Annotated in this window: 21 protein-coding genes and 1 pseudogene; 7 read left to right on the forward strand and 15 right to left on the reverse strand. The window is 62.1% G+C overall.

Translation table 11 applies throughout. The features are described from left to right. Nucleotides 1-83: 83 nt before the first annotated feature. Entirely contained in the window at nt 84-893 is an 810-nt protein-coding gene (locus ACODS9_RS15675; protein ID WP_401111093.1) for a helix-turn-helix domain-containing protein, read from the reverse strand. A gap of 124 nt (nt 894-1,017) precedes the next feature. Here ACODS9_RS15675 and ACODS9_RS15680 point away from each other — a divergent pair, with 124 nt between their 5' ends. Both ACODS9_RS15680 and ACODS9_RS15685 read left to right on the forward strand, forming a co-directional pair. Further along, nucleotides 1,018-1,332 carry a DUF2834 domain-containing protein gene (locus tag ACODS9_RS15680; RefSeq protein ID WP_401111096.1) on the forward strand — a complete coding sequence of 105 codons (315 nt, stop codon included), beginning with the start codon at nt 1,018-1,020 and terminating at the stop codon, nt 1,330-1,332. Then, the gene (locus ACODS9_RS15685; protein ID WP_401111099.1) at nt 1,329-1,769 is read left to right on the forward strand and encodes an MAPEG family protein; all 441 of its coding nucleotides are present in this window, start codon (nt 1,329-1,331) and stop codon (nt 1,767-1,769) included. Before ACODS9_RS15680 ends, ACODS9_RS15685 begins: the two co-directional genes overlap by 4 nt. 158 nt (nt 1,770-1,927) lie before the next feature. Here ACODS9_RS15685 and ACODS9_RS15690 read toward each other — a convergent pair whose 3' ends face one another. The 13 genes and pseudogenes from ACODS9_RS15690 to gloB form a co-directional block, all read right to left on the reverse strand. Further along, entirely contained in the window at nt 1,928-2,770 is an 843-nt protein-coding gene (locus tag ACODS9_RS15690) for an RHS repeat-associated core domain-containing protein (RefSeq protein WP_489094242.1), read from the reverse strand. A 370-nt stretch (nt 2,771-3,140) separates the two neighbouring features. Further along, entirely contained in the window at nt 3,141-3,608 is a 468-nt protein-coding gene (locus ACODS9_RS15695) for a hypothetical protein (RefSeq protein WP_489094243.1), read from the reverse strand. 297 nt (nt 3,609-3,905) lie between these two features. Next, nucleotides 3,906-4,346, reverse strand: a pseudogene (locus ACODS9_RS15700) (GNAT family N-acetyltransferase); the annotation flags it as partial. Nucleotides 4,347-4,441: 95 nt separating this feature from the next. Then, nucleotides 4,442-4,711, reverse strand: coding sequence for a DUF3077 domain-containing protein (locus tag ACODS9_RS15705; RefSeq protein WP_046854813.1), 270 nt, complete (start codon nt 4,709-4,711; stop codon nt 4,442-4,444). Nucleotides 4,712-4,865: 154 nt separating this feature from the next. Further along, nucleotides 4,866-5,111 (reverse strand): hypothetical protein, encoded by a 246-nt coding sequence (locus tag ACODS9_RS15710; RefSeq protein ID WP_011534689.1) that lies wholly within the window; start codon nt 5,109-5,111, stop codon nt 4,866-4,868. A gap of 365 nt (nt 5,112-5,476) precedes the next feature. Further along, a complete protein-coding gene (locus tag ACODS9_RS15715) occupies nt 5,477-6,538 on the reverse strand; it encodes a hypothetical protein (RefSeq protein ID WP_489094244.1) in 1,062 nt (353 codons plus the stop codon). A 105-nt stretch (nt 6,539-6,643) separates the two neighbouring features. Further along, nucleotides 6,644-8,236: an ABC transporter ATP-binding protein gene (locus ACODS9_RS15720; RefSeq protein ID WP_489094245.1), complete on the reverse strand. Its 1,593-nt coding sequence runs from the start codon at nt 8,234-8,236 to the stop codon at nt 6,644-6,646. A gap of 1 nt (nt 8,237) precedes the next feature. Beyond that, nucleotides 8,238-9,257, reverse strand: coding sequence for an ABC transporter permease (locus ACODS9_RS15725; protein WP_046854816.1), 1,020 nt, complete (start codon nt 9,255-9,257; stop codon nt 8,238-8,240). 1 nt (nt 9,258) lies between these two features. Next, nucleotides 9,259-10,332 carry a microcin C ABC transporter permease YejB gene (locus ACODS9_RS15730; RefSeq protein ID WP_489094246.1) on the reverse strand — a complete coding sequence of 358 codons (1,074 nt, stop codon included), beginning with the start codon at nt 10,330-10,332 and terminating at the stop codon, nt 9,259-9,261. Nucleotide 10,333: 1 nt separating this feature from the next. Continuing rightward, nucleotides 10,334-12,166, reverse strand: a complete 1,833-nt coding sequence (locus ACODS9_RS15735; protein ID WP_489094247.1) for an extracellular solute-binding protein — start codon at nt 12,164-12,166, stop codon at nt 10,334-10,336. Continuing rightward, a complete protein-coding gene (locus ACODS9_RS15740) occupies nt 12,163-13,995 on the reverse strand; it encodes an extracellular solute-binding protein (RefSeq protein ID WP_489094248.1) in 1,833 nt (610 codons plus the stop codon). Before ACODS9_RS15740 ends, ACODS9_RS15735 begins: the two co-directional genes overlap by 4 nt. A gap of 178 nt (nt 13,996-14,173) precedes the next feature. Continuing rightward, complete coding sequence (locus ACODS9_RS15745) at nt 14,174-15,604, reverse strand: lytic transglycosylase domain-containing protein (protein ID WP_046854819.1); 1,431 nt, start codon at nt 15,602-15,604, stop codon at nt 14,174-14,176. A 100-nt stretch (nt 15,605-15,704) separates the two neighbouring features. Then, nucleotides 15,705-16,484 carry a hydroxyacylglutathione hydrolase gene (gene gloB / locus ACODS9_RS15750; protein WP_489094249.1) on the reverse strand — a complete coding sequence of 260 codons (780 nt, stop codon included), beginning with the start codon at nt 16,482-16,484 and terminating at the stop codon, nt 15,705-15,707. Between the two features lie 84 nt (nt 16,485-16,568). Between gloB and ACODS9_RS15755 the strand changes: the two genes are divergently transcribed. The 4 genes from ACODS9_RS15755 to ACODS9_RS15770 all read left to right on the forward strand — a co-directional run bounded on the left by ACODS9_RS15755 (nt 16,569) and on the right by ACODS9_RS15770 (nt 21,098). Beyond that, entirely contained in the window at nt 16,569-17,342 is a 774-nt protein-coding gene (locus tag ACODS9_RS15755) for a methyltransferase domain-containing protein (protein ID WP_489094250.1), read from the forward strand. 13 nt (nt 17,343-17,355) lie between these two features. After that, nucleotides 17,356-17,802: a ribonuclease HI gene (rnhA, locus tag ACODS9_RS15760; RefSeq protein ID WP_023629443.1), complete on the forward strand. Its 447-nt coding sequence runs from the start codon at nt 17,356-17,358 to the stop codon at nt 17,800-17,802. 157 nt (nt 17,803-17,959) lie between these two features. Then, complete coding sequence (gene dnaQ, locus ACODS9_RS15765; RefSeq protein WP_489094251.1) at nt 17,960-18,715, forward strand: DNA polymerase III subunit epsilon; 756 nt, start codon at nt 17,960-17,962, stop codon at nt 18,713-18,715. A 142-nt stretch (nt 18,716-18,857) separates the two neighbouring features. Next, nucleotides 18,858-21,098: an Orn/Lys/Arg family decarboxylase gene (locus tag ACODS9_RS15770; RefSeq protein ID WP_489094252.1), complete on the forward strand. Its 2,241-nt coding sequence runs from the start codon at nt 18,858-18,860 to the stop codon at nt 21,096-21,098. On the opposite strand, the gene ACODS9_RS15775 is transcribed toward ACODS9_RS15770, so the two are convergent. Next, nucleotides 21,082-21,300 (reverse strand): hypothetical protein, encoded by a 219-nt coding sequence (locus ACODS9_RS15775; protein ID WP_028690532.1) that lies wholly within the window; start codon nt 21,298-21,300, stop codon nt 21,082-21,084. The genes ACODS9_RS15770 and ACODS9_RS15775 overlap by 17 nt on opposite strands. 158 nt (nt 21,301-21,458) lie before the next feature. On the opposite strand from ACODS9_RS15775, the gene ACODS9_RS15780 reads away from it, so the two are divergent. Beyond that, nucleotides 21,459-22,019 (forward strand): NADPH-dependent FMN reductase, encoded by a 561-nt coding sequence (locus ACODS9_RS15780; RefSeq protein ID WP_217866555.1) that lies wholly within the window; start codon nt 21,459-21,461, stop codon nt 22,017-22,019. Nucleotides 22,020-22,057: the final 38 nt, after the last annotated feature.

Here is a 22,057-nt window from a genome sequence, read left to right on the forward strand (position 1 = left end):
TGAAGCGATGCCTGGATATGCCGGTCGGCAGTTGGCGGCGGATTCTACAGGGAACGACCAGCGCATGCCTTGGCTGCTCAGCTTCAGTTTTGCCACGCTTGATAGGCCGCCGTCATGGCTTGCCATGTCTCGCTGTCGGCGGGCACCAGGTGCTCGATACGCAGCGACGCCACCGTGATGTCCTGCGGCATGCCGAAGGTGGTGAAGGTGGACAGGAAGCGCAGCTCACCCTCGGCAGCGCGCACCCGGGTCAGCACCAATGGAGACACAGGCGTATCTGCCGCCCATGCGGGTGGCACGGGCAAGTCTTGCAGCAGTCTCGCCAGGTCAGGATTGCTCACCGCCTCCCTGGCCGCCCGCTGCCAGGCGATCGCCCGTATCTCGTCGGCATTGACCAGATGATCCCCTAGCCCGCCCGGGCGCAGCAGGGTGTCCAGCAGGTTGAGGCCCGAGGTGCTGCTGGTGGCTACGCCGGCCATTGCGAACAACAGCCCGGCACTGGCATTGGCCGCCGTGATGTCCCAGTTGCTGGCGATGACGATGGCCGGTGCGGGGTTGTTGGCCTGCAGGATGTGCTCCACGGCGTCGTGCACCATCTTCATGGCCGGGGCGTCCGCTGCAGAGGCCATGTAGCGCGGTGCATAGCCAGCCGCGAGGAACACTTCGTTGCACTGATCGAGCGGTACCTGCAGCACGCTGAGCAAAGCATGCAGGGTACTTGTGCTGGCCTTGGCGCGGCCGGTTTCCACGCAGCTCAGGTGGCGTTGCGAAACACCGGCGAGCAACGCCAGGTCGAGTTGGCTGAGCCCGGCCTGGCGCCGCAGGCGGCGCAGATGCGCGCCCGCGTCGGTGGCGGTGGGTGGGTGCGGGGTGTGGAAGGGAAGAGGGCTCATGCTGCGACTCTGGCTGTCCTTGGCTGAAGCGTCCATGACCTGTGAGGTCATTGCGGCGCAGGCGACTGTATCACTACCGTGAGGCCAACTTCGCCCGCCAGATCGACAGGTATGGAATTCGACTATGAGAGCTGAATGGATCGCGCTGCCGCTGTTGCTGCTGTTTGCACTGTACACCGGCTGGACCATGATGATTGCGGAGCAATCGTTGATTGCCTTTGGCCTGGAACTGATGTCCCGGCCGGACACCGCGCAGGTGGTTATCGACCTGTACGTGATGGCCGGGCTGGGCTGCGTGTGGATGGTCAGTGACCACCGCAAGCGCGGCGGCTCGTTGCTTGGCGTCATGCCCTATCTGCTGCTGACGCTGGTGTTCGTCTGCATGGGGCCGCTGCTGTACATCGTGGTCAAGGGTCGCATGCCGAGGCACGGGCAATGAGTGTCGCCCTGTCGGTCTATGCCTCCTGCGTGGTGGTGTTGTTCATCAAGATGCTGGCGATTTCTTGTTACCAGGGTTACTTCCGCCTGCGTTTCCTGGCCTTCACCAATGTGGAGGATGCGGCGGTGTTCAAGCGCGCAGCGCATCCTGCGGAGCTGGTGGAGGTGACACGGGCCATGCAGGCTTGGCGCAATGACCTGGAGAACATCCCGATGTTCATTGCGTTGGCCGGGCTTGCGATTGCGCTCGACGCGCCTGCAGCCAGTACCGCATGGCTGAGTGGCGTGTTCACCGTGGCCAGGGTGCTGCACACGGTGACCTACCTAGCGAGGCTTCAGCCCTGGCGGACGCTGAGCTATGGCGTGGGTGTGATGTGTCTGATCGGGCTGGCGACGTTGCTCGTCATGAGGCTGTGCTCAGCCGTGGAGTTACATTGAAATATTCCAGGCCAATAATTCTTGCCATGGAGTGATTTCGGATAAAATCACTGCTGATATCTTCCTGCGTCCTTAACTGGCCACGACATGGCCAGCTACTGCTTGAACACGCCGCGCTGGATATGCGTTGTTCCCACGAGCAACGGGATCTTCGTCAGTTAATTCTCTGGCCCCTCAGGAATGGGAATTACATTATTATTTCCTCGAACTTCGCTAGTCAACTGCTGAAGTTCAATGTCATTTCCGGTATCTGCTAGACGTGCTGCTTTCGTTCTGTTCTTATTGTTGATTAGCTGGCGAGCTGCATAGGAGTTCGTTATAAGGACTGAAAATTTAAGAACAATATCAATCGTCCAAAGAGGCCAATCCGTCAGCATCTGATGTCTGTCAAATCTGCTGGGGTCGTACAGGGTTGTTCCGGTCGCTCCCTTCCAGGCTTCCCATCCGACGTTTAATGCAGCGGTGAATCCGGAAAATATATAGGAGCGAATTTCACGGGTAGTCGCGTTACCGCTCTGTCGCATTCTTTTGGCCATGGTTATGTCGTAGGTAAGTAATCCCATCCAGAAAGCGATAAGCGGGATGTTCATCGCACTTATCTGAAAGGAACCGGAGTAGACCGTGGGTGTTTCGGTTTGTTGGTAAACACCCTGCCCGTTCACTCCGCTGCTTCGTACCACAGGCTTGCCCTTGGATTTACCATTCCGATCAATGTAGTTGATGGGATCCCCATTACAGTATGCATAAGGGTTGATGCCACCCGCTCCGAATGGGCTCAAGGTATCGGGCGAGGTGAACCGTAGCAAGCTGGTGCTGTAATGGCGGTGACCGTTACCCAGCAGATAGCCGCCCGTCCGTGGTTCATGGCATTGACCGCAAAACGCCAGCCGCTGGTTGTCAATCGAGCGCAATGTACCGTACGGGGCATAACTTCGTGTGGAATCATTGTCCCTCAAGATCGAATGCTGGTGGTCGCACGGGGACAGGTAGATTGTTTCCATGTTCAGCTCCGAACTGAGTAGCGCTTACGAGCTGCTAGTGGGTGTTTCACAAATCAATGACCCTACCTCGCGGCGCTTTTTTTGCGCTCAGGCGGCGTTGTCGCTCCTTGTCGTAGCTGGGGGCTATGACCCGTCGCGATACCTTGCCTGAGCGCAACAAACGCTCGCGAGCTGGTCGTATTGCAAACACCACGCTAGTGTTTTCGAGCGCTTGAGGAAACTGACAAAAATTACAGGGGGCGGTATAGGCGTGGCGTTCATGGGTCCCCGTCCTGCTGTCGTGACCGGTGGGTAACTGGGAGTAGGTGATCAGAGGGTGTTCACAGAGGGCGGGCAGCATGTTTCGGTGGTCGCGCCAAGGAACCAGCGGCTACAGGCCGACACACGCTTTGATCAGCCGACGGTGCTCGCTCAGCGCATGGTTGAAGTCGCTCAGGGTAAAACTCACCGGTTTGCTGTCTGGATACCAGTGCGTGGAAGCACCCACTTCCAGCCCACCCGTGGCGCTGTGCCCGAACCGCCGCCAGTACACGGTATCGCCGTCGATCACCTGTTCGGTCATCAGTGCGAAGCAGTCGAAGTCCATGTCGTCGCTGCACACCAGCAGCGGTACCAGGGTGGAGGTGCCGTCTGCGGCGGGGATAATGCGCCGGTTGGCCAGGGCGTCTTCTTCCTCGTCCAGCAACCACATCAAGGACAGGCCGCTGCGTTCCAAGTCAGGTTGGTCCAGGTGCTTGGCCAGCCAGACCTCGATGGGTACATCATCGATGGCCAGCCAGGCACAGGCGCTGCGCGAGCAGCTGGCTTGGTGGCAGAGGGCGGTGAGGCGATGGTGCATGGGGCGTCCTTGAAACGAGGTGCTGAGCCGTCGTAATACAGGAAACGCCTGACGATGCCAATGTCAGGTCTGGCTGTCGTAACCCATTTTCAAGGCCTGAGCCTGATCTGCCAGTTCATCCATCGCGGCCCGTGTGATCTTGTCGTGCCTGACCTTATAGGCAATCAGGTCGGGGAACGCGATACGCTGCTCACTTTCGGCGCAGGTATGAGGGATTGCCCCCTCATCCATCAGCTTCGCCAGATACTCGCAAGAAACGTTTAGCGCGTGTGCCGCTTCCGAAATGGTCAGCGTGGACTTTTCCATGACGATGGTGCGTTCTGCACCATGGAATTCATCACGAAGTTTCCGATACCCCAGTCGCGCGTAGAAGCCTTGGGCTGTGATGGATGAAGGAACGCGCAATGCGCTGACGCCAGCCCTGATCGCCGCTGTGTGGATAGCCTTCATCAGCTACCTGCCGATACCTGCTCCATGATGGACCGGCGCTACAAACACTGTCCTGACCACCTCACCATCGAGACTTGCCGTCCCCAGCAGATCGTTCTGCTTGACCGCCACGAACACCAACCGGCTATCGAGCAAGGCACTGACCGCCGTAGGTGAAAAACTCTGTTCTACCTGGGCGATCACCTCTGCCGGGTAATCCTGCGAGTTGGATTCGCGAAGTGCCGCGATCACGATGCGGCTGATGGCTTGTGCGTCATCGCGCTTAGCGCGGCGGATATGGCATTCCATGGACGTAACCCGAACTGATGTCCCCAAAGCCTAACCCGTGTCGAGCGGTCTTGTATTACGAAAGGGCCGCAAAGCGGCCCCGTGCACCTGTGAAGTCAGTGCTTCATCCCCAGCTCCGCATCATCCATCAGCGCCTTGGCCAGCGCGCTCAGGTAATACGATGCCCAGATCAGCTGAGGTTTCTCCTCCATGATCCCGGTGATGGTCAGGTCGCACACGCAGCCCATCAACTCCGAAGCCTGTTCCCGTGCGTGCTGGCAAGGGATGCCGGGTTCGATGCAGAACAGCGGATCGGTATGCCCCTCACCTTGGTAGAACCGAGTCTTGCCCACCGTGGTGTGGGGCGTGGTGTCGTCTGTGCTCATTGCTCAATCTCCCTGAAATGATCGGTGCCTGGGCGAGCTCTCGCGGTTAGATCCGCTATCAGCTACACAGCATCTGCCGCGCAGCCACGCCGATCCCCTGTGGGAGCCCGCTTGCCGGCGATGAGGCCAGCCCAGGCAACCCATGGCTAACGGCCTAGTGCAGTGTCCGAGGCTCCACCTGCGGCATCTGCACCTGAATCAACGCCGATTCGAGCAGCACCCGCAGCGCCTCCATTTCATGCATCGCGGCCATGACCAGAATCGACACGGGCGACTTGGGATGCAGCAGAACAGCCTGATGCGCCACGGTCTGCGCGCACAGGGCGTACTCCGTGGCCTGGATGATGGTGTCTTCGAGAGAGTGGTGGTTGTGGGGTGGATCGGGGACGATCTTTAGCATCTTCTTATTCCTTCTGGGGACTGCCACCTTTCTGCTGTCAAACAGAAGGGTGGCAGCTGTACGTGGGTTGACAGACCGGCGGAATAAGCAAAGTTCCGGCGCACGCAAGCGTGCCCGCACGTACAGCTACCATTGAGGGCTAGCCGTATGCTTAATACCGTTGCGACCTGTCAAAGTCGATCGCTGATTTCAGCGACTCATCGAGACTAGGGTGATACCAGAGCGGTCGCAACGAAAAAAAAGCGTTGAGAGGATATTTGGGAAATGGACTACAAGAAATGAGAATGATCTGATTTTTGGAGTTCTGTGTTCTTCGGGCTGAAATGCGCCGATGCAGTCTTAGGAATCTGTAGGGCGTGAGGTGCCTATATGGTTGGATCGCGCTCGGTTATACTTATGCTGTTTTCTTGGGTTGCTAGTGCGGTAAGGGAAAATATATTAACAGTGCCTTCCCATGTGGTGGATTCGTAGTCTGAAACATAATGCCCGTCTTTGAAGCATATAAAAAGATTTGCGCCAATAAATATATATTTTCTTGTGTTCGGTAGGTGGCATTCTTTTTCCGGCCAAATTGAATCGATAAATGCTCCGGTTAGCAGTAGATACTTCCTTAGCCAAGACTTTAGGTCGGCCTCCGAGGTGACGCAAATTTGTATTGCAGAATTGCTGCCTTTTATATAGAAGTAAGGCACGGAAGGAATGTCAATATGCAAGAGGTCCAGAGTCCTGCATAAGGATTTTGATATAAAGGCAAGCCTAATTAATTCGCCGTCTTTGTCGGGAGGTGTTTCGTCCTTAAGTGTTTCCATATGGAGTTTTATATTCTCTTCAATGCTCGCGGCCTCTGCAATTATCTGATGGTAAAGAGCTTCAGATGCCTCGTACGTTGATATTTTGCTAGGTGAAGCTTCTTTGTATATAGTTCTGAATAATTTGTAAGGCGCAGAGATGGAGATTTTGTGTTCGGACAAGTTTTCTTTCTGCCGAATTTTTAGTGTGCCGACCTTTTTCTCGATAAAAGCGCATTTATCGGTCAGGTTTTTCTCGCGCGCATAGTATTCATCTAGGAGATTCTTTTTTTCTGATATTGCTATTTGCGAGAGCGTAGATAAGATTTGTGACTTGGTTTGAATGGAGCGGTGAATGCTGGCGATGATCGCTACGAAAGGTATGGAAAGTGAGATCAATCCGATAGGTAACTTGCTGATTGATATGAAGGTATTGAATCCTTCTGCGGTTAGCTCTGGCTGGTAATCGCGCCATGCATAAAATCCGAATATTAGAAATGAGGCAAATGGGACTGCAATTGCAGCCCAGAACATTCCTTGGTGCGGAAGGGGGGAATCGTTAAGTTTGTACCATTTTTTATTTATGAATACTGCTATGGTTGCGCAGAGTAGTCCTGCATAAATTGAAATCCCAATCATATTCTTCCCTGTGATGACGTTAGAATTGCTATGGTGTAGCTGTAAGTCGGATTGTATTTGTTTCTATTGAAGTGGCTCTCTATATTGCTACAGCGCATCAATAGATCACAAAAACGCCGCCTCCAACAACTGCCTCGTATACCCATGCTGCGGCTCGTGGAAAATGGCCCCCGCATCCCCCTGTTCCACCACCTGCCCATGCTTGATCACCATCAACTGATGACTCAACGCCTTGACCACCGCCAGGTCATGACTGATAAACAGGTACGTCAGGTTGTACTTAACCTGCAAATTCCGCAGCAACTCAACCACCTGCCGTTGCACCGTCCGATCCAGCGCCGAGGTCGGCTCATCCAGCAGAATCAACGCCGGCTTCAACACCAACGCCCGAGCAATCGCAATCCGCTGCCGCTGTCCGCCGGAAAACTCATGGGGATACCGATGCCGTGTCCGCGGATCCAGCCCCACTTCCTCCAACGCCGCAATAATCGCCGCTTCCTGCTCAGCCGGCGTGCCGATCTTGTGAATCCGTAGCCCCTCGCCAACGATATCCGCCACGCACATGCGCGGGCTCAAGCTGCCAAAGGGGTCCTGGAACACCACTTGCATCTCCCGCCGCAGCGGCCGCACTTCCTTCTGGTTCAGCCCCTCAAGATTCTGCCCATGGAAGCGAATCCCACCCTGGCTGGAAATCAACCGCAAGATGGCCAGCCCCAAGGTGGACTTGCCCGAGCCACTCTCGCCAACGATGCCCAGTGTCTGTCCCTGGGGCAGGCTGAAGTTCACCCCGTCCACGGCTTTCACATGGTCCACGGTGCGGCGCAGCAGCCCCTTCTTGATCGGGAACCACACCTTCAAGTCCTTCACCTCCAGCAATGGCGCGCCTTCGGCATTCGCAGCCGGCGCTCCGCTGGGCTCGGCATTGATCAGCATCTGCGTATACGGATGCTGCGGCTTGCTGAACAGCGTGGCGCAATCGGCCTGCTCGACGATCTTGCCGCACTGCATCACGCACACGCGGTGGGCGATGCGGCGTACCAGGTTGAGGTCGTGGCTGATCAGCAGCAGGGCCATGCCGAGGCGCGCCTGCAGCGACTTGAGCAGGTCGAGGATCTTCAACTGCACGGTCACGTCGAGCGCCGTGGTGGGCTCGTCGGCGATCAGCAGTTCGGGCTCGTTGGCCAGGGCCATGGCGATCATCACCCGCTGGCGCTGGCCACCGGACAGCTCGTGGGGCAGGGCTTTCAGGCGCTTGTGCGGCTCGGGAATGCCGACCAGCTCCAGCAGCTCCAGGGTGCGCGCCGTGGCGGCCTTGCCGGTGAGGCCCTTGTGCAGCAAGAGGATCTCGTTGATCTGCTTCTCGATGCTGTGCAGCGGGTTCAGCGAGGTCATCGGCTCCTGGAAGATCATCGCGATGCGGTTGCCGCGAATCCGCTGCATGGGCTTCTCGCCCAGGTGCAGCAGGTCCTTGCCGTCGTACTGGATGCTGCCGCTCGGGTGCCGCGCCAGGGGGTAGGGCAGCAGGCGCAGGATCGAGTGGGCGGTCACCGACTTGCCCGAGCCGCTTTCGCCGACCAGGGCCAGGGTCTCACCCTTGCGGATGTCGAAGCTGATGCCGTCGACCACGCGGTTGACCTGCTCGCCAGTGACGAACTCCACCGCCAGGTCGCGGACTTCGATCAGGGTGTCTTGGCTCATGTCATTTCCTCGGGTCGAAGGCGTCGCGGGCGGATTCGCCGATGAATACCAGCAGGCTCAGCATCACCGCCAGCACGGCGAAGGCGCTGATGCCCAGCCACGGGGCTTGCAGGTTGGACTTGCCCTGGGCCACCAGCTCGCCCAGCGAGGGGGAACCGGCGGGCAGGCCGAAGCCGAGGAAGTCCAGGGCGGTGAGGGTGCCGATGGCGCCAGTGAGGATGAACGGCATGAAGGTCATGGTCGAGATCATCGCGTTGGGCAGGATATGCCGGTACATGATGGGGCCGTTGCGCATGCCCAGGGCGCGGGCGGCGCGCACGTATTCCAGGTTGCGCCCGCGCAGGAACTCGGCGCGCACCACGTCCACCAGGCTCATCCACGAGAACAACAGCATGATGCCCAGCAACCACCAGAAGTTGGGCTGCACGAAACTGGCGAGGATGATCAGCAGGTACAGCACCGGCAGGCCGGACCAGATCTCCAAGAAGCGCTGGCCGGCCAGGTCGACCCAGCCGCCGTAGAAGCCCTGCAGGGCACCGGCGATCACGCCGACGATCGAGCTGGCGATGGTCAGCGTCAGGGCGAACAGTACCGAGATGCGGAAGCCGTAGATCACCCGGGCCAGCACATCGCGGCCCTGGTCGTCGGTGCCCAGCAGGTTGTCGGTGGAGGGCGGCGCGGGGGCGGGCACTTTCAGGTCGTAGTTGATGCTCTGGTAGCTGTAGGGGATCGGCGCCCACAGCACGAAGGCGTCTTTCTTGGCCAGCAACTCGCGGATGTACGGGCTCTTGTAGTTGGCCTCCAGCGGGAACTCGCCGCCGAAGGTGGTCTCCGGGTAGCGCTTGAAGGCCGGGAAGTACCATTCGCCGTCGTAGCGCACGGCGATGGGCTTGTCGTTGGCGATGAACTCGGCGCCCAGGCTGAGCACGAACAGCACCAGGAAGATCCACAGCGACCACCAGCCGCGGCGGTTGGCCTTGAAGCGCTCGAAGCGCCGGCGATTGAGGGGGGAGAGGGCCATGTCAGTGCTCCCGGCTGGCGAAGTCGATGCGCGGATCGACCAGGGTGTAGGTGAGGTCGCCAATCAGCTTCACCACAAGACCGAGCAGGGTGAAGATGAACAAGGTGCCGAACACCACCGGGTAGTCGCGGTTGATCGCCGCTTCGAAACTCATCAGGCCCAGGCCGTCGAGGCTGAAGATCACCTCGATCAGCAGGGAGCCGGTGAAGAAGATGCCGATGAACGCCGAGGGGAAGCCGGCGATCACCAGCAGCATGGCGTTGCGGAATACATGGCCGTAGAGCACGCGGGTGCGGCTCAGGCCCTTGGCCTTGGCGGTGACCACGTACTGCTTGTTGATCTCGTCGAGGAAGCTGTTCTTGGTCAGCAGGGTCATGGTGGCGAAGTTGCCGATCACCAGCGCGGTGATGGGCAGCACCAGGTGCCAGAAGTAGTCGAGCACCTTGCCGGTGGGGCTCAGCTCGTCGAAGTTGTTGGAGGTCAGCCCGCGCAACGGGAACCAGTCGAAGTAGCTGCCGCCGGCGAACAGCACGATCAGCAGGATGGCGAACAGGAACGCCGGGATGGCGTAGCCGACGATGATCGCCGAGCTGGTCCACACGTCGAAGTGGCTGCCGTGGCGCACGGCCTTGGCGATCCCCAGCGGGATCGACACCAGGTACATGATCAGCGTGCTCCACAGCCCCAGCGAGATGGACACGGGCATCTTCTCGGCGATCAGGTCGATGACCTTGGCGTCGCGGAAGAAGCTGTTGCCGAAGTCCAGCTGGGCGTAGTTCTTGACCATGATCCACAGCCGCTCGGGGGCTGACTTGTCGAAGCCGTACATGCGCTCGATCTCGGCGATCAGCGCCGGGTCCAACCCTTGCGCGCCACGGTAGTTGGAGCCGGCCACCGAGACTTCGGCGCCGCCGCCGGCGATGCGGCTGGTGGCGCCTTCGAAGCCTTCGAGCTTGGCGATCATCTGTTCCACCGGGCCGCCGGGGGCGGCCTGGACGATGATGAAGTTGATGATGAGGATGCCGAACAGGGTGGGGATGATCAGCAGCAGGCGCCGCAGGATATAAGCCAGCATGTCAGTTGGCCTCATCCGGTGTGGCGGCTTCGCTTACCACGGGCGTGACGTCGGGCTTGATCCACCAGGTGTCGATGCCGATGTCGTACTTGGGCGATACGGCGGGGTGGCCGATATGGTTCCAGTAGGCCACGCGCCAGGTCTTGATATGCCAGTTGGGGATCACGTAGTAACCCCATTGCAGCACGCGGTCCAGGGCGCGGCAGTGTTCGATAAGGCTCTGCCGGGAGTCGGCGTTGATCAACTGCTCCACCAGCTGGTCGATGCCAGGGTCGCGCAGGCCGATGAAGTTGCGGCTGCCGGGGTTGTCGGCGGCGGCGCTGTTCCAGTACTCGCGTTGCTCGTTGCCGGGCGAGTTGGATTGCGCGAAGCCGCCGACGATCATGTCGTAGTCACGCGAGCGCAGGCGGGTGATGTACTGCGACACGTCCACGCGGCGGATCTCGAGGTTGATGCCGAGGTCCGCAAGGTTGCGCTTGAACGGCAGCAGCACGCGCTCGAACTGGGTCTGGGCCAGGAGAAACTCGATGGTCATCGGCTTGCCGTCTTTATCGACCATCTTGTCGTCGACGACCTTCCAGCCGGCCTCCTGCAGCAGCTTGTACGCCTGGCGCTGCTGGTCGCGGATCATGCCGCTGCCGTCGGTGACCGGGTTGTGGAAGGCGCCGTTGAACACCTCGTCCGGCACCTTGCCGCGCAGCGGCTCGAGGATCTTCAACTCGGCGGGGCTGGGCAGGCCGCTGGCGGCCATTTCGGAGTTCTCGAAGTAGCTGCCGGTGCGGGTGTAGGCGCCATTGAACAGCTGCTTGTTGGTCCACTCGAAGTCCAGCAGCAGGCTGATGGCGTGGCGCACGCGGATGTCCTGGAACATCGGCTTGCGCAGGTTGAAGATGAAGCCCTGCATGCCCACCGGGGTGCCGTTGGGCAGTTCTTCCTTGATCAGCCGACCGTCGCGCACGGCAGGCACGTCGTAGGCGGTGGCCCAGTTCTTTGCGCTCACCTCCAGGCCGTAGTCGAACTGGCCGGCCTTGAGCGCTTCGAGGGCGACTGTGTTGTCGCGGTAGGAGTCGAAGGTCATCACGTCGAAATTGTAGAAGCCGCGGTTGATCGGCAGGTCCTTGGCCCAGTAGTCCTTGACCCGCTCGTAACGGATCGAGCGGCCGGCCTTTACCTCGGCGACCTTGTACGGGCCGCTGCCGAGCGGGATCTCCAGGTTGCCGCGGTCGAAGTCGCGGCCTTGGTACCAGTGCTTGGGCAGCACCGGCAGCTGGCCGAGGATCAGCGGCAGCTCGCGGTTGTTGTTGTGCTTGAACTTGAACAGCACCTTGAGCGGCGCTTCGGCGACTACTTCGGCGACGTCGGCGTAGTACTGGCGGTACAGCGGCGCGCCATCCTTGATCAGGGCGTTGAAGGTGAATACCACGTCCTCGGCGCGCATCGGGTGGCCGTCGTGGAAGCGTGCCTCGGGGCGCAGGTAGAAGCGCACCCAGCTGTTGTCGGGGGCCTTTTCGATCTTGCCGGCCACCAGGCCGTACTCGGTGAAGGGTTCGTCCAGGCTCTGGCGCATCAGGGTGTCGTAGATGGCGCCGACGTTGTCGGCGGGCACGCCCTTGTTGATGAACGGGTTGAGGCTGTCGAAGCCGCCGAAGCTGGACTGGCGGAAGGTGCCGCCCTTCGGTGCGTCGGGATTGACGTACTCGAAGTGCTTGAAGGTGGCCGGGTATTTCGGTGCCTCGTCGTACAGGGTCAGGGCGTGTTGCGGGGCGGCCACGGCCGGGAGCGTGAGGCAGGCCAGCAGCAGGCTGGCGGCCAGGCGGCGCAGGGTCGGCGTCATTTGGCTTTCTCCGAAGTCTTCTTGATCCACCAGCTGTTCAGCCCGAGGGTGTAGGGCGGCGTGGTGACGAAGGCGAACCGGTTGCGGTAGGCCAGGCGGTGATTGTCGAGGTACCAGTTGGGGATCATGTAGTACTGCCATGAGAGCACGCGGTCCAGGGCGCGCGCGGCGGCGATCTGGTCATCGCGGCTGCGGGCGGCGAGCAAGGTGTCGAGCAGGTGGTCGACCACCGGGTCCTTCACGCCAGCATAGTTCTTGCTGCCCTTGGTGGCGGCCTGGCTCGAGTGGAAATACAGCCACTGCTCGAGGCCCGGGCTCAGGGTCTGGTTCAGAGTCATCAGGATCATGTCGAAATCGAACTGGTCGAGCCGTTGTTTGTACTGGGCGCGGTCCACGGTGCGCAAGCGCGCATCGATGCCGATGCTGGCCAGATTTTCGACATAAGGTTGCAGGATGCGTTCGAGGTTGGGGTTCACCAGCAGCAGTTCCAGCCTGAACGGTTGGCCTTTGCTGTCCACCAGGCGCTGGCCGTTGAGCTTCCAGCCGGCCTGGGCGAACAGGGCCACGGCCTGGCGCAGGGCGGGGCGGCTGATGCCGCTGCCGTCGGTGTGGCTGACCTGGTAGGGCTCGGTGAACAGCTTGTCCGGCAGCTGGTCGCGGAACGGCTTGAGCAGCAGCCATTCCTTGCCGGTGGGCAGGCCGCTGGCGGTGAAGTCGCTGTTGGGGTAGTAGCTGGTCGAGCGGCGGTAGGCGCTGCTGAACAGGGCGCGGTTGGTCCACTCGAAGTCGAGCATCAGGCCCAGCGCCTGGCGCACCCGAGGGTCGCTGAACGCAGCGCGGCGGCTGTTCATGAACAGGCCTTGGGTCTGGGTGGGGATCTTGTGCGGGATCTGCGCCTTGATCACCTCGCCACGGCGCACGGCGGGGAAGTTGTAGCCGTTGGCCCAGTTCTTCGCCTGGTGCTCGATGTAGATGTCGAATTCACCGGCCTTGAACGCCTCGAAGGCCACGGTGGCGTCGCGGTAGAACTCGTATTCGACGCGCTTGAAGTTGTACTTGCCGCGGTTAACCGCCAGGTCCTTGCCCCAGTAGTCCTTCACCCGTTCGAACACCAGCCGGCGACCGGGTTGCACTTCGCTGATGCGGTAGGGGCCACTGCCCAGCGGCGGCTCGAAGGTGGTGGCCTTGAAGTCGCGCTTGGCCCAGTAGTGCTTGGGCAGCACCGGCATCTCGCCCAGGCGCAGGATCAGCAGCGGGTTGCCGGCGCGCTTGAACACGAAGCGGATGCGCAGCGGGCCGAGGATATCGACCCGGGCCACTTCCTGCAGGTTGGTGCGGTAGATCGGGTGGCCGTCCTTGAGCAGGGTGCGGTAGGAAAACGCCACGTCCTGCGCGGTGATCGGCACGCCATCGTGGAAGCGCGCTTCGGGGCGCAGGTTGAACACCACCCAGCTGCGGTCCTCGCTGTATTCGACCGAGCGGGCGATCAGGCCGTAGCTGGAGGTGGGTTCGTCGCCGGACGGGTCGTACATGCCGGTACCGACCATCAGCGGCTCGTTGAGCTCGTTGATGCCGTACTGCAGGAAGTTGGGCGTGGTGACCGGGCTCGAGCCCTTGAAGGTGTAGGGGTTGAGCGTGTCGAAGGTGCCGAAGGCCATGGCCCGCAACGTGCCGCCTTTGGGGGCTTGCGGGTTGACCCAGTCGAAGTGGGTGAAGCTGGCCGGGTACTTGAGCGTGCCGAACTGCGCGTATCCGTGGCTTTCGCTCACCATCGCGACGGCGGGGAAGCTCAAGGCCAGGCTGAGTGACAGCAGGAGGGGACGTATCAAGTCGGCATCCGATCCAGAGGGCGTTGGGCTTGGTTCGGGGTACAGTAACAGCTTGTCTTGAATGGAAAAAGGGTAGGGCGCTGGGCTTTGCTTCAGCCTTCAAAGCACTGCGGGGCCAGCCCGCTCCCACGCCGATCGTGACTGGCGTGGGAGGAGGGCTGGCCCCGCGAGCGAGGTATCAGCGCGCCAGGTAGACGGTCAGGGTCTGGCCTGGCTTGAGCGCATGCCCGGTGCGTGGGTTCCAGCGCTTGAGGTGCTTCATCTCGACGTTGAAGCGCTTGGCCACCAGGTAGTACGAGTCGCCCTTGCGCACCTTGTACTGGGTGGAGCGCTGCTTGGAGTCGGCCACGCGGTTGGCCGCCGCGCTCGGCGCGCTGCCGCCACGCAGGGCCAGGACCTGGCCGACCTTGAGGTTGTTGCCACGGATGCGGTTCCAGCTTTGCAGCTGCTTGACCGACACCCGGTTGGCCTTGGCGATGCTGCCCAGGTTGTCGCCACGCTTGACCCGGTAGCTGCGCGCCGCAGGCGCCTTGGCCTCGGCCAGGGCGGCCTGGAACACGGCCTTGTTCGGTTGCAGGCTGACCAGTTCCTCGGGCTTGAGGTTGGACATGCGGTCGCTGAGCAGTTGCGCCTTGGCGGTCGGCACCAGCAGTTGCTGCGGGCCGTCCACGGTCATGCGCTTCTTGAAGGCGGGGTTGAGCTGGATCAGTTCGTCTTCGTCGATGTCGGCGAAGGCAGCCACGCGGGACAGGTCGAGGCGGTCGTTGATGGCGACGGCTTCGAAGTACGGCTCGTTGGCGATCGGGTTCAGGTTGACCCCGTAGGCAGCCGGGGTGTTGACCACCTGCGACAGGGCCAGCAGCTTGGGCACGTAGTCACGGGTTTCCTGCGGCAGCGGCAGGTTCCAGTAGTCGGTCGGCAGGCCCAGGCGCTCGTTGCGCTCGATGGCGCGGCTGACCGTGCCTTCACCGGCGTTGTAGGCCGCCAGGGCCAGCAGCCAGTCGCCGTTGAACATGTCGTGCAGGCGGTTCAGGTAGTCCAGCGCGGCGTTGGTCGAGGCGGTGACGTCGCGACGGCCATCGTAGAAGTTGGTCTGGCGCAGGTTGAAGTGGCGCCCGGTGGACGGGATGAACTGCCACATGCCGGCGGCGTGCGCGCGGGAGTAGGCCATCGGGTTGTAGGCGCTCTCGATGGCCGGCAGCAGGGCCAGCTCCAGCGGCATGTCGCGTTCTTCGAGGCGCTCGACGATGTAGTGCAGGTAGAGGCTGCCGCGCTCGCCGGCGTTCTCGAGGAACGACGGGTTGCTGGCGAACCACAGGCGCTGCTGTTCGATGCGCGGGTTGACGTCCATGCCGTCCTGCAGGGCGAAGCCCTGGCGCATGCGCTCCCAGACGTCCTGCGGCGGTGCCTGCTCCTTGGGCTTGACCACCAGCGGCGCCGGCTTGTGCTTGATCCGCGCCTGGTAATTGTGCGCGCGAACGCTGTCGGCTTCGTCGAGCTGACGGGTGCTCTGGCAGCCGACCAGGGTGGCGGCCAGCGCCAGTGCACTGATCTGGGCCAGTCGCGTCAGGGCGACCGAATGAGAGGTTCTGCGGCTACGGGAAGACATCGGCTGGGACGGTTATCCGGGCGAAAAAGTTGGGCGATTCTAGAAACCGCTCCCCGCCGGGTCAACCATCGGGCCTATGATGCGATATATCTTGAGGTTATCAGAACACGTCCTTCCAAGACCTCAAGGCAGCAAAAACAGTGGCTTGGCTGGGGTTGGAATGTCCCTTCCATTCGTCTGCTTTTTGTTTAACGAATGTTTCAGCGGTGCGCAAAAACGGGTTGGTCAGGCGCTCCAGGCCAATGTTGGAGGGCAAGGTGATGCGATTGTCGGCGCGCAACCGGGTAACGTCCTCGAACCGTTGGCGAACGTGTTCGTTGTCGGGTTCCACGGCAAGGGCGAAGCGCAGGTTGCTCAGGGTGTATTCGTGGGCGCAGTACACTTCGGTCGCGGCGGGCAGCGCCGCCAGGCGTTGCAGCGAATGGTGCATCTGCTCGGGCGTGCCTTCGAACAGGCGGCCGCAGCCGGCGGCGAACAGGGTGTCGCCACTGAACAGTAGCGGTGTGGGCGATTGCGCAGTGTAATAGGCGATGTGGCCCAGGGTGTGGCCGGGCATGGCCAGGACCTCGAAGGCCAGGCCCAGCACCTCGATGCGGGCGCCGTCTGCCAGGGCGATGTCGCGGCCCGGGATATGTTCGCTGGCCGGGCCGTACACCTGGGCGCCGGTGGCCTGTTTCAGGGCTTCGACGCCGCCGACGTGGTCATGGTGGTGGTGGGTGACGAGGATTGCCTCCAATGCCCAGTCCGGGTGCTGCTCCAGCCATGCGCGCACCGGCCCGGCGTCACCGGGGTCGACCACTGCGCAGCGGCGATTGGCAGTATCCTGTAACAACCAGATGTAGTTGTCGTTGAAAGCGGGTAGGGCATCGATCTGTATCATGTGCGGATCCGTATCGCCAAGCCTGGACATTGAGGGCATCTTAGCCGCGATGGCGCGAGCGGAGAACCTTCGAGGGAGAACGCAATGACCGACCAAGCCTTCGCCCAGGCCGACCCCGACTGGGTCGAGCTGATCCGCCTGGCCCGCGACTGGTTCGATGGGCCTCTTGGGCAGTTGATGCTCAAGGAGGAGGAAAAGTTGCTCGAAGAAGAGCTGCGGCGCTTCTTCGGTGGCTACCTTGTGCACTACGGCCCCTGCGCCGAACCCCCGCCCAACGCCCCGCAGGTACAGCGCAACGTGCGCCTGGGCGCGCCGCTGCCGGGTGTGGAGATCGTCTGCGAAGAGCAGGCCTGGCCGCTGTCGGAGCACGCCGCCGACGTGGTGGTGCTGCAGCATGGCCTGGACTTCAGCCTGTCCCCCCACGGGCTGTTGCGTGAAGCCGCCAGTTCCGTGCGCCCAGGTGGCCATCTGCTGATCATCGGGATCAACCCCTGGAGCAGTTGGGGCGTGCGCCATTTCTTCAGCCACGGGGCCTTGCGCAAGGCCCGATGCATCTCGCCGTCGCGGGTCGGCGACTGGCTCAACTTGCTGGGCTTCGCGCTGGAGAAACGCCGCTTCGGGTGTTATCGTCCGCCGCTTGCCTCGCCGGCCTGGCAGCAGCGCTTGGTTGGCTGGGAGCGCGTGGCCGGTGGCTGGCAGACTGCCGGCGGCGGTGTCTACCTGCTGGTGGCGCGCAAGATGGTGGTGGGCCTGCGGCCGCTGCGCCTGGAGCGTCGCGAGCCGATGGGCAAGCTGCTGCCGCTGCCGCTGGCCAAGGTCAACCGCAGCGCCACCCATCCCGAATCCGAAAAGCACTGAACATGAGTGGTACATGAGCGATAGCGTCGAGATCTACACCGATGGTGCCTGCAAGGGCAACCCTGGCCCAGGCGGCTGGGGTGTGCTGATTGTCTACAAGGGCGTCGAGAAGGAGCTGTGGGGCGGCGAGCGCGAGACCACCAACAACCGCATGGAGTTGATGGCGGCGATCGAGGGCCTCAAGGCGCTCAAGCGCGAGTGCGAGGTGCTGCTGACCACCGACTCGCAGTACGTCATGAAGGGCATCAACGAGTGGATGGTCAACTGGAAGAAGCGTGGCTGGAAGACCGCTGCGAAAGAACCGGTGAAAAACGCCGACCTGTGGGTGCAGCTTGATGAGCAGGTCAACCGGCACAAGGTGACCTGGAAGTGGGTCCGTGGGCATATCGGCCATCCGGGCAACGAGCGGGCCGACCAGTTGGCCAATCGTGGTGTTGATGAGGTTCGCGCTCAGCGTTGATCCGATTGGGGCTGCTGTGCAGCCCATCGCCGCGGTTCGTCGCCACGACAAGCCGGCTCCCACAGGGATCGCGTGAAACCTGCGGCGGGCCGCAAAGCGGCCCCGATTTCGTTATACTCCCACCCCGAATTCAAGCACCGCCAGTTGGAGTCCCCGCGTGGAGCAGCAGCAAGACAAACGGTTCGTCATCCTCGACACCGAGACCACCGGCATGCCGGTGGCCGAAGGCCACCGCATCATCGAGATCGGTTGCGTCGAGGTCGTGGGCCGGCGCCTGACCGGGCGGCACTTCCATGTCTACCTGCAGCCCGACCGCGAGAGTGACGAGGGCGCGATCAACGTCCACGGCATCACCGATGCCTTCCTGGTCGGCAAACCGCGCTTTGGCGAGGTGGCCGAGGAGTTCTTCGAGTTCATCCAGGGCGCTACCCTGGTCATCCACAACGCCGCGTTCGACGTTGGCTTCATCAACAACGAGTTTGCCCTGATCGGCCAGCAGGATCGTGCCGACATTTCGCAGCATTGCCCGATCCTCGACACCCTGATGATGGCGCGCTCGCGCCACCCGGGGCAGCGCAACAGCCTCGATGCCCTGTGCAAACGCTACGGCATCGACAACTCCGGCCGTGAGCTGCACGGCGCACTGCTCGACTCGGAACTGCTGGCCGACGTCTACCTGGCGATGACCGGCGGCCAGACCAGCCTGTCGCTGGCGGGCGAGGGGGCGGGCGATGAGGATGGGCAGGGCGGCACCGGCAGCGAAATCCGCCGTATCGTCGGGCGTGCGCCGGGGCGGGTGATCATGGCCAGCGAGGAAGAGCTCGAGGCCCATGCCGAGCGTTTGGCGGCCATCGCCAAGTCGGCGGGTGGGCCGTCGATGTGGCAGGCATTGACCGAGCCAGCCGCCAGCTGACTCGAAGGCAGGCCCGGCCCATCGCTGGCAAGCCAGCTCCCACAGGGACCGCATCCAGCGCTGCACCTTGTGAGCCGGCCTGGCAATGACAGCATCACACTCGACTACCCTGAGGGAAATTACCCGCAGAGGTAGCCGCCCGATGTACAAGGACCTGCAGTTTCCGATCCTCATCGTCCACCGGGCCATCAAGGCCGACAGCGTCGCCGGCGAGCGGGTGCGCGGCATCGCCGATGAACTGGCGCGGGACGGCTTCGCCATCCTCGCCGCCGCCGACCAGGCCGAAGCGCGGCTGGTGGCCGCCACTCACCATGGTCTGGCCTGCATGCTGATCGCCGCCGAGGGCGTCGGCGACAACAGCCGCCTGCTGCAGAACATGGCCGAGTTGATCCGCCTGGCGCGGCTGCGGGCGCCCAACCTGCCGATCTTCGCCCTGGGCGAGCAGGTCACCCTGGAGAATGCCCCGGCCGAGGCCATGGGCGAGCTGAACCAGTTGCGCGGCATCCTCTACCTGTTCGAAGACACCGTGCCGTTTCTCGCCCGCCAGGTGGCGCGGGCCGCGCACAACTACCTCGACGGCCTGCTGCCGCCGTTCTTCAAGGCCCTGGTGCAGCACACCGCGCAATCCAACTACTCCTGGCACACGCCGGGCCACGGTGGTGGCGTGGCCTACCGCAAGAGCCCGGTGGGGCAGGCATTCCATCAGTTCTTCGGTGAAAATACCCTGCGCTCGGACCTGTCGGTCTCGGTGCCGGAGCTGGGCTCGCTGCTCGACCACACTGGCCCGCTGGCCGCCGCCGAGGCGCGGGCGGCACGCAACTTCGGTGCCGACCATACCTTCTTCGTCATCAATGGCACCTCCACCGCCAACAAGATCGTCTGGCACGCCATGGTCGGGCGCGGGGACCTGGTGCTGGTGGACCGCAACTGCCACAAGTCGGTGGTGCATGCGATCATCATGACCGGCGCCATCCCCCTCTACCTGTGCCCGGAGCGCAACGAGCTGGGGATCATCGGGCCGATCCCGCTCAGCGAGTTCAGCCCGGCGTCTATTCAGGCGAAGATCCTGGCCCACCCGCTGGCCCAGGGAAAGCCGGCGAAGATCAAGCTGGCCGTGGTCACCAACTCCACCTACGACGGCCTCTGCTACCACGCCGGGATGATCAAGCAGGCCCTGGGTGCCAGTGTCGAGGTGCTGCACTTCGACGAGGCCTGGTTCGCCTATGCCGCCTTCCATGAGTTCTTCGTCGGCCGCTATGCCATGGGTACGCCACGTGGCGACGACGGGCCGCTGCTGTTCAGCACCCATTCCACCCACAAGCTGTTGGCGGCCTTCAGCCAGGCCTCGATGATCCATGTGCAGGACGGTGCAAGCCGGCAATTGGACCGCGACCGTTTCAACGAAGCATTCATGATGCATATCTCCACCTCGCCGCAGTACAGCATCCTCGCCTCGCTGGATGTGGCCTCGGCGATGATGGAAGGCCCGGCGGGGCGTTCGCTGTTGCAGGAGATGTTCGACGAGGCCCTGAGCTTTCGCCGGGCGCTGGCCAACCTGCGCGAGCACCTTGCCGCCGATGACTGGTGGTTCAGCATCTGGCAGCCGCCGACGGCGCAGGCCGGTGAGCTGCGGGCGGCGGACTGGCTGCTGCAACCGGGGGCTGAGTGGCATGGCTTTGGCGGGCTGGGCGACGACTATGTCTTGCTCGACCCGCTCAAGGTCACTTTGGTGATGCCGGGCGCCGCTGGCGCAGCGGATGGCCATGGTATTCCCGCCGCGGTGGTGGGCAAGTTTCTCTGGGAGCGCGGGCTGGTGGTGGAAAAGACCGGCCTATATAGCTTCCTGGTGCTGTTCTCGATGGGGATCACCAAGGGCAAGTGGAGCACGCTGCTCACCGAGCTGCTGGAGTTCAAGCGCCACTACGACGCCAATACCGCACTGGCCGACTGCCTGCCCAGCGTGATGGTGGCGCAGCCGTCACGCTACCAGGGGCTGGGGCTGCGCGACCTGTGCCAGCAACTGCACGATTTCTACCGTGGCAATGCCACGTCCAGGCAGCTCAAGCTGCTGTTCACCCGTTTGCCGGAGGTGGCGATGGCTCCGGCCGAGGCCTATGACCGGATGGTGCGCGGGGAGGTGGAGGCGGTGCCTATCGAGCATCTGCTGGGCCGGGTCGCGGCGGTAATGCTGGTGCCCTATCCACCAGGGATACCGTTGATCATGCCGGGCGAGCGCTTCACCGAGGCGACCCGTTCGATCCTGGTCTACCTGGACTGCGCCCGGGCCTTCGACCAGGGTTTCCCGGGCTTCGTCGCCGACGTGCACGGCCTGCAGCGGGAAGGGCAGTTGTATACGGTGGACTGCGTCAAGGAATGCGAATGATCTCGACGCCAGTCTGGGCCAGCTCGAAACGGTCGTCGCCCAGGTGGTTGACGCGGTCGCCGATAGCCAGGCGATAGCTGGTAACCGGCGCGCCGAGGGTGCTGCCGTCGGCCTGGAGGGTGGACTCCTGGAACTCGTGGACCGGGTAGATACGGCCTTCGGCGTCGCGGGCGTGGAACTGGCCGACCATTACTGCTGCCATTTAGGTGGAAACCTCTGAATCGTGTAGGAAATGTCTGTAGGCATAGACCAGTGAAACGCCCGGGAAGTTTTCAGCCGAATGGAAAAAAACCGCGAAGCCGAGGAACGGTCATCTATAACTAACTGGTCCCATTCCCAGAGCAGAGGTTGCAAAACGCCATGAGCCAGGTCTATTCGGTAGCGGTTGTCGTCGGCAGCTTGCGCAAGGAGTCCTACAACCGCAAGGTGGCCCGCGCGCTGTCTGAGCTGGCGCCGTCCAGCCTTGCCCTGCGGATCGTCGAGATCGGCGACCTGCCGTTGTACAACGAGGATGTCGAGGCCGAGGGCGCTCCCGAGGCGTGGAAGCATTTTCGCGACGAGATCCGCCGCAGCGACGCGGTGTTGTTCGTCACCCCGGAGTACAACCGTTCGGTGCCGGGCGGGTTGAAGAATGCCATCGATGTGGGTTCGCGGCCTTACGGCCAGAGCGTGTGGGGTGGTAAGCCGGCGGCGGTGGCCAGTGTGTCGCCGGGGGCGATCGGCGGGTTTGGTGCCAATCATGCCGTGCGTCAGTCGCTGGTGTTCCTTGACATGCCGTGCATGCAGATGCCCGAGGCCTATATCGGCGGGGCCGCGACGCTGTTCGATGACAGTGGCAAGTTGAATGATAAGACCCGGCCGTTCCTGCAGGGGTTCATCGACAAGTTTGCCTCGTGGGTGAAGCTGAACCGGGCGGTCTGAAGATGCCTCATCGCCGGCAAGCCGGCTCCTGTGGGTGC

The organism is Pseudomonas sp. FG36, assembly GCF_057809275.1.